General features: G+C 47.1%; 10 protein-coding genes. 1 reads left to right on the top strand and 9 read right to left on the bottom strand.

The annotated features are described in order from the left end of the window. Window positions 1-76 precede the first annotated feature (76 nt). From V7M78_RS15295 to dapF, 7 genes are all read right to left on the bottom strand, one after another. Complete coding sequence (locus tag V7M78_RS15295; protein ID WP_333651077.1) at window positions 77-1,432, bottom strand: MATE family efflux transporter; 1,356 nt, start codon at window positions 1,430-1,432, stop codon at window positions 77-79. Between the two features lie 19 nt (window positions 1,433-1,451). After that, window positions 1,452-2,408, bottom strand: coding sequence for a glycoside hydrolase family 25 protein (locus V7M78_RS15300; RefSeq protein ID WP_333651079.1), 957 nt, complete (start codon window positions 2,406-2,408; stop codon window positions 1,452-1,454). Between the two features lie 3 nt (window positions 2,409-2,411). Then, window positions 2,412-3,539, bottom strand: coding sequence for a sporulation integral membrane protein YtvI (ytvI, locus tag V7M78_RS15305; protein WP_333651081.1), 1,128 nt, complete (start codon window positions 3,537-3,539; stop codon window positions 2,412-2,414). 57 nt (window positions 3,540-3,596) lie between these two features. Then, window positions 3,597-4,649, bottom strand: a complete 1,053-nt coding sequence (gene hisC, locus V7M78_RS15310; protein WP_333651083.1) for a histidinol-phosphate transaminase — start codon at window positions 4,647-4,649, stop codon at window positions 3,597-3,599. Beyond that, a complete protein-coding gene (locus V7M78_RS15315; RefSeq protein ID WP_333651085.1) occupies window positions 4,646-5,833 on the bottom strand; it encodes a pyridoxal phosphate-dependent aminotransferase in 1,188 nt (395 codons plus the stop codon). The genes hisC and V7M78_RS15315 overlap by 4 nt, the downstream gene beginning before the upstream one ends. Before the next feature lie 46 nt (window positions 5,834-5,879). After that, window positions 5,880-8,780 carry an EAL domain-containing protein gene (locus tag V7M78_RS15320; protein ID WP_333651087.1) on the bottom strand — a complete coding sequence of 967 codons (2,901 nt, stop codon included), beginning with the start codon at window positions 8,778-8,780 and terminating at the stop codon, window positions 5,880-5,882. A 133-nt stretch (window positions 8,781-8,913) separates the two neighbouring features. Further along, the gene (gene dapF, locus V7M78_RS15325) at window positions 8,914-9,771 is read right to left on the bottom strand and encodes a diaminopimelate epimerase (protein WP_333651089.1); all 858 of its coding nucleotides are present in this window, start codon (window positions 9,769-9,771) and stop codon (window positions 8,914-8,916) included. Window positions 9,772-9,936: 165 nt separating this feature from the next. Here dapF and V7M78_RS15330 point away from each other — a divergent pair, with 165 nt between their 5' ends. Further along, a complete protein-coding gene (locus V7M78_RS15330) occupies window positions 9,937-10,905 on the top strand; it encodes a DUF4349 domain-containing protein (RefSeq protein WP_333651091.1) in 969 nt (322 codons plus the stop codon). A 64-nt stretch (window positions 10,906-10,969) separates the two neighbouring features. On the opposite strand, the gene V7M78_RS15335 is transcribed toward V7M78_RS15330, so the two are convergent. Together V7M78_RS15335 and V7M78_RS15340 are read right to left on the bottom strand one after the other, a co-directional pair. Then, a complete protein-coding gene (locus V7M78_RS15335; RefSeq protein WP_333651093.1) occupies window positions 10,970-12,262 on the bottom strand; it encodes an O-antigen polymerase in 1,293 nt (430 codons plus the stop codon). 83 nt (window positions 12,263-12,345) lie between these two features. After that, window positions 12,346-12,635 (bottom strand): putative PEP-binding protein (locus tag V7M78_RS15340; RefSeq protein WP_333651095.1); only part of this gene is annotated, 290 nt, incomplete at its 5' end.

The raw sequence follows: 12,635 nt of genomic DNA on the forward strand, positions 1-12,635 counted from the left end.
ATCATCAAAACAAAAAAGGTGCAGCCTCTGCTCTCATTGCAAAGAGCTTAAAGGCTGCACCCATGGGGCATTAAAATCAATCCGCCGTTTTTTTGACCACTACCCGGTCAAATACCAGGAATGTGACCGTCAATGACACTAAGACACTGACAAAATCCGAAACCGGTTCAATATAAAAGATCTGTTCCACCCCAAACCAGATTGGGATAAGAGCTGCCCCCACTAAAAAGACGGCCTTCCGGAACATGGAAAGGGAGATTGCCACTTTAGCGGCTCCCATTCCCACAAAGCCATCTACAACTGTATACTGGAGGGCCAGGGGAATGATTCCCATGGTATAAACCTTAATAGCCCACACCGTCAGCTCCACATAAGCTTCATTACGGATAAAAATACGGACAAAATACTGAGGCACCGTATGAGCCAGAATAAACATAATAGTGGTGAATATAAGAGCCAGGCCCGCAATATGGCCTGCTGCCTTTTTAATCCGGTCCGGTCTTCCCGCCCCGAAATTATAACCCAGTATGGTCTGGGTTCCTCCCGTAATTCCTCCAAGGGGCATGGTGACCATCAGCATAAAGCTCTGCACAATGGTCATACAGGTAAGAAGCTTATCCCCCTGGCTTTCTCCGCCGTAACGCTGAATGATCATGTTTAAAGCGATAATCAGAACATTGTCAAAAGCAATGATGAGAAAAGGGCTTAAGCCCAGAATCAGGACCCGCCTCATAATCTGCCAGTCGTAATGACCAAAGGTAATCCGGATAGGGGGCTTGTCTCCAAATAAAAACCGAAGCACATAGGTACAGGAAGCCATCTGGGATAATACGGTGGCAATTGCAGCTCCCCTTACCCCCAGGCCAAAGACAAACATGAATATGGGGTCCAGCACAATATTGCATACGGCCCCTAAAATAACGGACTTCATCCCCACCTTTGCAAACCCCTGGCAGATAATAAACTGGTTCATCCCGGTAGCCAGCAGGGCAAACACAGTTCCCAGGAGGCAGATGGTAATGTATTCATTGGCATAGGAAAACGTGGCTTCGCTTGCCCCAAACCACATCAAAAGCTTATCTTTTATCATAAGGGAAAAAACAGTGATCACCGCGGCTAAAACCGTTAAAAGCAAAAAGCAGTTGGCAAGGATCTGGCTGGCTGCCCGATGGTTTTTCTCCCCCATGCGGATGCTCATTAAGGGAGAGCCTCCCACACCCACTAAAAAAGCAACAGAAGAAACCATAGTCACAATAGGACCGCAGATTCCCACTCCTGCCAATGCAATCTCACCGGTTCCGGCAATATTTCCTATGTACATCCGGTCTACGATGCTGTAAAAAACGCTTACAAACTGGGCCAGCATGGAGGGAATTGCCAGCCTCCATACCAGTCCTCTTATTTGGTCTGTATCTAAATTATTCTCTGTCATTTAAGCCTCATTCAGCTGGTTACTGCACCATGGCCCCGCTGGTATCAAAGGTATAAGAAACCCCGTCAATACTCATAGTGGTACTGTGAACCATAATGCCATTGGAATCCAGATAATACCAGATATCTCCTACCTGAACCCAGCCGGTCTGTTTTACATAATTTTTCGTATAATACCAGTTTCCATCAATCACCTTCCAGCCTTCTGACGGAATAAGGGAGTTGTAATCTGCAAAGGAAAATTCTATGGTCACATTTCCGTCAATGCCGTCTACCCGTCCCTGGTCCGTACACTGCCAGATGGTACGGTTCTGGTAATTGTTGATGGTTCCGTATCTGGCATACCAGACGTCGTAAGGAACCTGGCTCATATCAATGTGGTTGGTCAGCCATTCGTTGTTGGCATAGACAACAGGCCGGTAGCCTGCCTCTGTGATGGTCTTGCAGAATGCATTGATATTATCCGTAATCTGCTGCTTTGACAAGTTATTATCCAGCAAATGTTGGGATTCCACATCATAGGCAATTGGATAGGAAACAGCGTAATCCTTCACCATACGAAGCACATATCTGGCCTCTTCCACTGCCGTCTGGGTGTCAAGGGCCTGGGTATAGAAAAACACTCCTGTTTTAATCCCCTTGGCTGCCGCGCCGGTCATGTTCATGGAATAATAAGGGTCCATGTCATTAAAATAACCGATGCGCACCATGGCAAAGGATACTCCTGATTTTGCCACCTTATCCCAGTCAATGCCTCCGTTTTTCTCGCTCTGGCGGTTCTGGTACTTGGTCACTGTAATTCCCTTTTGTAAAGCTCCGGCAATGGGAATTCCTGACGCATCTACAAACTGGCCGTTTTCCAGTTCCCAGGGCTGGGCCGAATAACCGGTAACAGGCGCCGCGATCAAAGACAGGGCCATAATTCCTGCGGTCAGACACGCACATGCGCTGAGTTTCAATCTGGTTTTATCTCTCATCTTTTAATCCTTTCTCCTGCGGAATTCGTTGATATCGTGAAACAGAATCTTCACGCTGCCGATAAGGGAATCAAAGGCACCGAATTCATATAAGTTAATAAACAGCATTCCAACGGGTACAGCCAGAATCATTCCGGCAATTCCGCTGATTTTAAATCCCAGGTACAAAAAAAGCAGAGTCATAAAAGGATCAAGCCCCATGGTATCTCCCACGATCTTGGGCTGAATGATCTGCCTTAAGACCAGAGTGAGAACGTAAATGGCAACAAGGCCGAAGCCAAAGGCATACTGGCCTGAGACAAGGCGGAGCAGTGCCCAGGGTATGAGAATGGTTCCAGTTCCCAAAATGGGCAGAAAGTCCAGCACAGCGATGAGAACTGCCAGAAGCAGGGCATAATCAACTCCCAGCACCAAAAACCCAATTGCCAGAACTACTGCCACGATAAACATGATCTTAAACTGGGCCAGAAAATACCCGCCTATGAGGTGCCTTACGTCTTTTTTCAAATGGCGGTAATACCTGCTTCCTCCCTCCGGCATATACCGGTGGAGTATCCCCATAACCTTATCTCTGTCCACAATAAAAAGATAGGAGGAAAAGATGGTCACAATGGTGTAAACCAGTGCCGCCGGAATCCCTTTTACCACATTTCCGGCTGCCATGACCGTGGGAGAAGCGATCTTTTGCACCAGCACATTTAAGTATTCGCCCATATGGGTGAAAAACCGGTCCATGGAATCCTGGACTCCCTGGGGAAGAAACTGCAAAATTCCTTCCAGCTTTAAAAGCAGCTCCTGTCCTCCTGCCCATGCGGTTTCATAATACCTGGGCAAGTCTGCCGCAAACCCGGCCGCCTCTGTAATCAGCTTGGAAATCAGAAAGTATAATCCGGCAATAATGAGGGCAAGAACGGACACCACAATCAAAACAGAGCTGTGCTTTCTCACAATCCTAAGCCGGCTCTCCAGGAAACGCACAAGGGGGTTGGCAATGACTGAAATGATCCAGCCAATGACAAAGGGCAGGAAGAAGCTCAAAAACCTGGGCCCCCAGACGCAGATCAAATAAAACCCCAGAACCGGAATAACAATATTGAGTATAAGCCTGAAATATTTTTTCATATGTTCCATTTGCATCACCTGCCCTTATTATACTACTGGAAAGTATTTCCCGCAAAGGAATAAAATCTAAAGAATTTCTTTCAAAAAGCTGTAGAGCTTTTCCATCTCTTCATCTGTGCCGATGGAAATGCGCAGATGATTGTCCAGTCCCGGTTTCTTAAAATAACGGACAAAGATGTTATTTTCCCGGAGAGCCAGATAAATCTCCTCTGCTTTCCGGTCTTTATGAGAGGCGAAAATAAAGTTTGCCATGGAATCAGGAAATGAAAATCCCAGTTCCTTAAGCCTATCCTTAGCCCGTTCTCTCGTATCCACGATCTTATGAAGGGTTTCCTTAAAATACTTATCATCTAACACCGCTTCCACCCCTAAAGCCAGGGAGGGTGCATTCATGGTATAGGAATTATAGGAGTATTTCACATCATTTAATGCCTTAATCAGATCCCGGTGGCCGATGGCGTATCCGATTCTCATCCCTGCCATGGAACGGGATTTGCTGAAAGTCTGAACCACCAGCAGATTTTCATACTTTTCCACCAGCTTTAAGGCACTTTCTCCGCCAAAGTCAATATAAGCCTCATCAATGATCACCACAGACTCCTGATTATGGGCTATAATGTCCTCAATCTCATGAAGAGGCATTAAAACGCCTGTAGGAGCATTGGGATTTGGGAATATGATTCCCCCGTTTTCCCTGTAATAATCTTCCTTGCAGATGCAAAAATCTTTATCAAGTGCAGGAGTTTCATAAGGAACCTTAAACAAATCAGCCCAAACCTGATAAAAGGAATAGCTGATATCAGGAAACAGCACCGGCTTTTCAGAGTTAAAAAAGGTCATAAAAGCCATGGCAATCACATCGTCAGAGCCTACGCCGGGGAAAACCTGATCTTCCCCTACCTGATAATATTCAGAAAGAGCCTTGGTAAGAACCGATGCGGCCGGGTCCGGGTATTTACGAAGCTGTTCCCAGTCCATCCGGGCCAGAGCTTCCCTCACCCCCGGAGCCGGAGGATAGGGGTTTTCATTGGTATTGAGTTTCACTAAATCCGTTCCCTTTGGCTGCTCTCCCGGTACGTAAGGAGCTACCCGGCGGATATTTGCTTCCCATGGTCTCATAAGCTGTACTCCTTTGCAATTTTTTCAAAGGCAGGCAAAGCCCGCTGAATCTGCTCATAGGAAACGCAGTAAGCGATCCTCACATAGCCGGGACACCCAAAGGAGGTTCCGGGCACCACAAGCACCCTGTGCTCCTTGCAGACCTGGCAGAATGCCTTATCATCCGCCTCCGGAGCCTTTACAAACAAGTAAAAAGCCCCTTCCGGTTTCACACAGTCAAACCCATATTCCGTAAGGCTGCTGTAAAGAAGCTGCCGGTTCTTATCATAAGCCTCCAGATTAGCCTGCTCATCCACGCAGCGCATAATGACCCTCTGCATAAGGGAAGGCGCATTGACACAGCCTAAAATGCGGTTTGCAATGGCCGCTGCCGCCAGAACCTTGGAGGAATCCTCCAGCTCATCGGGAATCACCAGATATCCGATTCTCTCTCCCGGCAGGGATAAGGATTTGCTGTAGGAATAGCAGACCATGGTGTTGTGGTAAAAGGGAGTCACATAAGGAACCTCTGCCCCGTCATAGGCCAGCTCCCTGTAGGGCTCGTCAGAAATCAGCACAATGGAAGTCCCCAGCTCCTTTTCTTTTTTCTCCATAATCTCTGCAATCTGTCGGAGAGTTTCCGAAGAATAGATGACACCGGTAGGATTATTAGGTGTATTGATGATCACAGCCTTTGTCTTTTCAGTAATCCGTTTCTCAAACTCCGCCAAATCCGGCTGAAAAGTATCTGTATTTGGGGGAACTGCCACAAGCACCCCATCATAATTTCTCACATAAGAGCCGTATTCCATGAAATAAGGGGCAAATACCACCACTTCATCTCCTGGGTCCAGAATGGTTTTCAGTATGACATTCATGCCGCTGGCAGCTCCAACGGTCATCAGTATGTTTTCCAGACGAAAATGAGTTCCAAACCGCCTGTTTAAGGACCCGGCAATGGCTTCCCGCACATCTGCAAAGCCTGCATTGCTCATATACCCATGAACCAGGGTTGGGTCTTCCTCCTTTATAATGTCTAAAATGGCCTGGCTGACCGCAGCCGGAGCCGGAACATTGGGGTTTCCCAAGCTGAAATCATAGACATTTTCAGGGCCATACAGAGCTGCCATCTTCTTTCCTTCTTCAAACATGGCACGGATGGCAGAATTGTTTTCTAAAAGAGGTCTCATCTTGTCTGCTATCATGATTTTATCCTTTCTATATATGGAGGAGACGGTACGCCTCTTCCGTTTATCGCTTCACGGTATCCGTAATATCCATACAGGAGTTTATAATAACGGTGCGGCCGTTTTCCACCCGGAGAACCCGCCCTCTCGTCTTCAGCCAAAGCCAGCTTCCATCCCGTTTTCTCAGGCGGTGCTGCAGGGTATACTCCATTCCCGGAGAACTGAAGCGGGAAATATTCTCCTGTATCACCTTCATATCCTCAGGATGGAGGATATTTCCGACTTTTCCTTCAATATCCTCTGCAAACACCTCATAGGAATCATACTCCAGAAGGCGGAGCACTTCTTTATTGGCAAAGTAGAGGGGAAATCCTTTTTCACAATAGATGCCAAGGAGTCCGCCCGGAATCACCTGGGTAAATATATTGCTGACTGCCTTGTAGCCTTCTCTGGCTATATCTTCCAGGGAAATGTTCTCTCCCGTCATCTTTACAATGCCTGTCAATATCTTCTGGGAATCCTCCAGCCTCCGGCGCTGTTCCACCTGCTCTGTAAAATCCCGGACAGAACCGTAATAAAGGCGGCGTCCATCCTGTTCCCTTAAAAAGAACACCCTTAACTGGACCCACATAAGGGAGCCGTCCAAACGGCAGCGCCGCAGAACTCCTTCCGCCCCGCTAACCGGGTCCTTATAAGCCAGTTCAAAGAGATTCAGCATCCGGTCCGCATCGTCTTTGTAGATTTTATTTAATATAAAACGCCTGCGCTCCTCTGTTTCCATGAAATTATCCCCGGTAATGCGGTAATACTCCTCATTGGCCCAAAGGACTTCGCAAAGATCATCGTAAACCTCATAAAGGGCAATAGCACCCAGCAGATTGTTCATCATGACCTCGCTGGTAATATTCTCATTAAATAAATCCTCCAGCTTAAGCTGGGTCTGGCGGGCCCGGATTCCTCCATAGTCCACATAATGATCCTTCAGCAAAAGCTGTTCTGCCTCCTCCACAGCCATGGGCTTATAATAGTAATATCCCTGACCGTAAATACAGCCCGTATTAATCAGAAAGTCAACCTGGCTCTTTTGTTCCACTCCTTCTGCAATGACTTTCAGCTGCATGACCCTTGCCATTCTGACAATGGTCTCTAAAATTCCCATTCCACGGGTCCGGCTGTTTTCATTCATATCCAGGAACTTGGTGTCGATTTTCAAGACATCCACATTCACATCCTTCAGCATATTGAGAGAGGAATAGCCGCTTCCGAAATCGTCCATAAACACCGGAAAGCCCGCCTTCCTCAAATTCTCCACCGCATTCCGGAGCAAGTCATAATCCTCTGCATAAGCGCTTTCTGTAATCTCTATTTCCAGAAATTTAGGATTAATTTTGTACTGGTCCACCAGTTCCCGGAATTTAGAAACAATATCAATGGCACGGATATCCATGCGGGATACATTGACGGAAATAGGGATCAGCCGCCTTCCCTCTCTTTTCCAGCGGTTTAAAAGCTGGCATACCATCTCCCAGATGTAGACATCCAGATAAGTGATAAAGCCGTTCTGCTCCAGAAGAGGAATGAAATCCCCCGGTAAAACAAGTCCCCTCACCGGATGCTGCCATCTGACCAAAGACTCCAGCCCCACAATTCTCCCTGTCAGCATATCGCACTGGGGCTGAACATGGAAAATGAATTCCTTTTTTTCAAGAGCTCTCTGAATTTCCGACAGAAGAACCTGGTCGTTTTGCATCTTCTGCTTCATGCCGGGATCAAACCAGCCGATGCGCTGGGTGTATTTCCCCTTAATAGAGTTTAATGCAATAGAAGCCCTGTCATACATCATGCTGACAGGAAGACTCAAATCCTCAATGAGATAGATTCCAAAAGCAGGACGAAAACCTGCATTTCCGCCGTACTCCCTGACATATCCGTTAAGCCCTTCCTCCAGGCTGTCCAATAATGAGCTGTCTGCAGGAAGGATTACAACAAAATCATCTCCGCCCATGTATCCGGCCACCGTATCATAGGCCTGTTCCATTTCCTTTAAGTGGTTTCCGATCTTTATTAGGAACCTGTCTCCCTCTTCTTCTCCATACCACTCGTTGAAAAACTTAAAATGCTCAATATCAATTGCCACCATAAAATGAACAGTGCCCGCCTTCCGCTTCAACATCTGTTCCGCTTTCTCAAAGAAGGGACCGTAGCGGAAAAGCCCTGTCATAAAGTCGGTTTCTTCGCGCTTTTCCCGGAACTTGCGCTGTTCCTCCTCTTCTTCCGCCTTCCTCCGGCTGATATCCTGGACGTAGCACATGATAATGGCATCCTCACACTCTCCGCACCGGAACAGGACGAAGATCATGCAGACCCAGCCATAGCTTCCGTTTACCAGCTTTTTCCGGAACTCTCCCCTTAAGATTCTTCCATTGGAATGAAGACGCTCCAGAACAGTGGAGGAGTCCCAGAACTTCAAAAAAGCCTCCCGGTCCTCGGGATGAATCAGGGAATCCGAGGAACGGGCCACCAAAAGATCCAGCCCTCCATCCATTTCGGGAAGAATGTATTTATCCTTTTGAAAAGAGAGCATCCGATAGGTATTTGCTGAAATATTTAATTCAAGAAGTTCATCATAGACCGTATTGTCAGTCAGATAATAAAACAAATTTTTATTTTTTTCACTCACCGGGCGAAACATAATGAGCCTGCACCGATCATAGCCAGGCCACTCGATTTCTCCGGAGGACACATCCATCCAAAGCTCAGATGATGTATTGTAATAGATCATGTGCCCGGAATCCTTTCCGGGACAAGGGCAGGGGGCAGAGCCCTCACCCGCTTCATAACAGTGCATTCCTGCTTTCAAATTTGGATAATAGGACCTTGCCATATCATTCAGATAGATGATCCTGTAATTCTGATCAACGATGTAAATACCAGCCTCTCCGCTTTCAGCCGACATACGATTCATAAACTCCCGCCTCTCCTGCACTGCATTAACTACGCATCAACTGAATTATTGTAATATTATAGTATGAAAACGCTATTTTCGTCAACACATTCACTGGGAAGATTTACCTGATGCTCCGGGCGGGAGACTTTCATTACGTTGTGCGAAGCTGCTCCGTCATTTCATGGGAAAGGATAAATCTGCCTACATATCCAACTGCCCCTGTCATCAAAACCTCTCCGCTCTCTTCAATCTCTACCTCTAAAGTGCCTCCGGGCATGTGGACATACATGTTGGGATCTGTAAGCCCCATCCGGAAAGCAGCCCCTGCCGCCGCACATCCGCTGGTTCCGGAAGCCAGAATATACCCGGCCCCTCTTTCATAAATTTCGATCTCAATGTTGGTCCTGTCCACCACTCTTAAAAGCTCTGTATTGACCTTTTCCGGAAAATAATCCGCTGCTTCGCTGTGCTTTCCGATCCGGCAGGCCAGGTCTTTTGATATGTCATTTAACCATATAACACAGTGGGGATTTCCCATGGACACACAGGTGACCCGGTAAGGAATGCTTCCAAACACCATAGTCTCGTTAAGCACCTCTCTTCTGGGCCCTGTCACCGGGATCTCATCGCTGTAAAAACTGAGTCTGCCCATGGAGGTTTTGATTCTGGTTCCCTCTTCATTTAAATACCGGATGGTCTGCAATCCGCTTAAAGTGCTGACTGTAAAGCTGTTTTTCTGCACATAGCCTGCATCCTTTAAATATTTCCCAAAAATCCTGACCCCGTTTCCCCCTGACGCCGCTTCACTTCCGTCGGGATTAAAGATCCTGACCTTAGGCTTATCCTCCTTTAGCACAGGCCCTTCCAAAAGTCCGTCAGACCCTACTCCGAAATTCCGGTCACAGATCAGCCGGACCCTGTCTTTTGTAAGCTCCAGTTCATTTTTGTTGGGATCAAAAATAAGATAATCATTTCCCAGTCCGTGATATTTTTCTAAGACGATATTCATAAAAAAGCCCCCTTTCCCCTACTCTACAATATTCCTATTCCAGCCGTAAAAGTCACACAAATCTATAAACTTTTCTTAAGTTTTTTGCCCATTTATTGAAATGGCCCAAGGGCCATGATATACTGATTTCATACTATTTTTCTGGAAATAGAGAGGAGGGATTTTATGAAAAAAAGAAGTTTAAAAGCCATTTTCCTGCTTCTGGCAGTTCTCCTGCTGGGCGGCTGTGCAGGCAAATCTTCTGCCCGTTCACAGGCTGTGCCGGCAGAGTACGGAATGGCAGACAGAAGTGTTTCAGGAAATACAGAGGCAGCAGCAGCAGAGGCAGAAGTCTTTTCCCCAGCCTCGCAGGCTATGGGAGAGGAAAGCAAGCCTGTTCTTCCTGCCGGGAGAAAACTGATACGAAACGTGAGTTTAAACCTGGAGACCGATAACTTTGACACTCTGGTCTCAGGGCTGGAAACCAAGGTTCAGGAGCTGGGCGGATACATAGAACAGTCGGATATGGGCGGAAACAGCCTGTATTCCTCCGGAAACCCGGGGCCCAGATATGCCAGCATCACCGCCCGGATTCCGGTAAATCAGGTGGACGGCTTTTTAACCGCTGTGGAATCAAATACAAATGTGACAAACAGATCCGAGTCAACCCAGGATGTGACCCTCCAGTACAGTGACTTGGAGAGCAAGAAGAAATCCCTGGAAATCGAACAGGAAAAGATGTGGGAATTCCTTGAAAAAGCTGAGTCAGTGGACACGGTCATCACCATCCAGCAGCGCTTGTCGGAAATACGCTATCAACTGGAGTCCATGGAGTCTCAGCTCAGGCTCTACGATAATCAAGTGGATTACAGTACGGTTTCCCTGTACATCAGAGAAGTTACCATCTTTTCTCCTACCTCTCAGGATTCAGCCGGAACCCGTATCAAAAAAGGTCTGGAAGATAACCTACGGACATTCAAAAACGGAGCGGTCAGCTTTGTGGTAGTTTTGATCACTACCATTCCCTTCTGGCTGCCTGTCCTGGCTTTGGCGGGAGTCATCGTTCTCCTCCGTCGCAGACGCAGGAAAAACCAAAAGCCCTCCCAAGCTGTTTCAAAGGAAAAAGAAGAGGCTCCAAAGACGCCGGAGTCATAATCACAGTAAAAAAGCTGCAAAACAGCCGTTTATCCGGTTGCTTTGCAGCTTTTTATGAGCATATCTATCCCCGTCTTCCGTTATTCTTCCAGGAGCAGAACAAATACAAGGCGGCCGTGGCTCCGAAGTAAAACCAGGTGGCCGGATTGCTGAACCATGTGGTGAAAAAGGAAAGGATCATGTATATGGCAAACTGGGCGTAAAATAAGTAGATAATAGGATTGCGGGCTCCTTTTACCAATCTCATGAGAAAGAAAGCCGCCGCGCCTAAAATGGCTCCAAATAAAAGCACCCCTATAATATGAAAATCATAAAAGGAATCGTAAAACAGGGTCACTGTAGTCAGTTCCTCTTTTGTTACATAGATGGGAAAATCCACAAGGGAGGGAACCAAAAACTTAAGCCCTGTAAGAGCCCATAGAGGAAAGAGCATCCGAAGCCCAAAGGTATGGGAAGGAAGCCATTCCACCAGACAATTGAAATTGTCATAGTTATTGGCAATATACATATAGGGCTGGGTGATAAATATGGGCATACGGCTGTTCTTCATTTCAAAAATGCCGTTTAAATAAGCCACATCATGGCCTCTTGCCACAGTGAGTATTCCGTAAATGGCAATCATCCCCAGACCAAGGCCTGCCGCGTAGATGATATTCAGCCGGTGCTCCATGGCAATGTAGGCCAGAACAGCCAGCCCTACAGCCAGAATCAACTGGAACCGGGATACGCAGAGAATGGGAATGGCACAGGCAATTAAAACCATGATCACGGTCAGAATCATGCGCAGGCCGTTTCTCCCCTGCTCAATGCTGAAATAAAGTACAGCCAGAGGCGGAACCAACACACAGGATACAGTAAAATAATGAACCCCGGTGATGTGAAAGGAGGAATAGGCGTGAGGCACTCCCCTGGTAAAAAAGGGAATAAATCCCAAAACAGCAGCTTCAAAAATAAAAGCCCCAAGTGACAGGCCCGTAACAATAACCATGGATAGAAAAAGAGGTCTTTCAAACCCCTTAAAGCTGAACCAGCTGGAACGCTGGCCTCCCGGCTCCCCCTGCAGCTTCGTGAGAAATTCAAAAGCTGACCAAAAACCCAGAAATGCCACAAGAAAACAGAGCCATGTAATAATGCTCCAGTCAGAAGAAAGCTCTGAAAGCTTTAAACAGGCAATGCCTTCCCCTCCCACCCAGAACAGGGAAAACAGTCCCCGCAGATGAATGATATTCCCGGTCTTTTTGTAATCCCTCCAGTAGAGGAAAAGAGCCGCCAGCATCAGAACAATACCGGACAGCCAGTAAAATCCTGCTCTTGCAAATAAAAAAGACGCTGCATAGCTGATCAGATAAACGCTCATTGTAAAATACCCCTTTGGTAAATAAGGGCAGCGGCCGCTTTTTTGCGGACGCTGCACCTTTCATACTGATACATAAGGAAGAATTATGAACGGCGGATAAATTCCTTCATATAATCTTCCACTTCTTTGGTTGTTGCAAAGGACATGGCCTTGTCAGCCACTGCCTGAAGCTCTCTGGTGCTGTAGCCGGTGATCAGCTTTCTGGCATTTAAGATGGCAGAGGCGCTCATGCTGAATTCATTCAAGCCAAAGGCCAGCAGCAAAGGAATAAGCATAGGATCACTGGCCGCTTCTCCGCACATGCCTACCATGATTCCCTCCTTGCGTCCGCATTCGATCACGTGGCGGATGCTTCTTAATACTGCCGGATTGA

The organism is Lacrimispora sp., assembly GCF_036758025.1.
Taxonomy (GTDB): domain Bacteria; phylum Bacillota; class Clostridia; order Lachnospirales; family Lachnospiraceae; genus Lacrimispora.

What these genes read in the sequence shown, in the direction of transcription:
- hisC (WP_333651083.1), bottom strand. Translation starts at nt 4,649, where the DNA reads ATGAGACCATGGGAAGCAAATATCCGCCGGGTAGCTCCTTACGTACCG.
- V7M78_RS15330 (WP_333651091.1), top strand. Translation starts at nt 9,937, where the DNA reads ATGAAAAAAAGAAGTTTAAAAGCCATTTTCCTGCTTCTGGCAGTTCTC.
- V7M78_RS15335 (WP_333651093.1), bottom strand. Translation starts at nt 12,262, where the DNA reads ATGAGCGTTTATCTGATCAGCTATGCAGCGTCTTTTTTATTTGCAAGA.
- V7M78_RS15295 (WP_333651077.1), bottom strand. Translation starts at nt 1,432, where the DNA reads ATGACAGAGAATAATTTAGATACAGACCAAATAAGAGGACTGGTATGG.
- V7M78_RS15315 (WP_333651085.1), bottom strand. Translation starts at nt 5,833, where the DNA reads ATGATAGCAGACAAGATGAGACCTCTTTTAGAAAACAATTCTGCCATC.
- ytvI (WP_333651081.1), bottom strand. Translation starts at nt 3,539, where the DNA reads ATGGAACATATGAAAAAATATTTCAGGCTTATACTCAATATTGTTATT.
- dapF (WP_333651089.1), bottom strand. Translation starts at nt 9,771, where the DNA reads ATGAATATCGTCTTAGAAAAATATCACGGACTGGGAAATGATTATCTT.
- V7M78_RS15300 (WP_333651079.1), bottom strand. Translation starts at nt 2,408, where the DNA reads ATGAGAGATAAAACCAGATTGAAACTCAGCGCATGTGCGTGTCTGACC.
- V7M78_RS15320 (WP_333651087.1), bottom strand. Translation starts at nt 8,780, where the DNA reads ATGAATCGTATGTCGGCTGAAAGCGGAGAGGCTGGTATTTACATCGTT.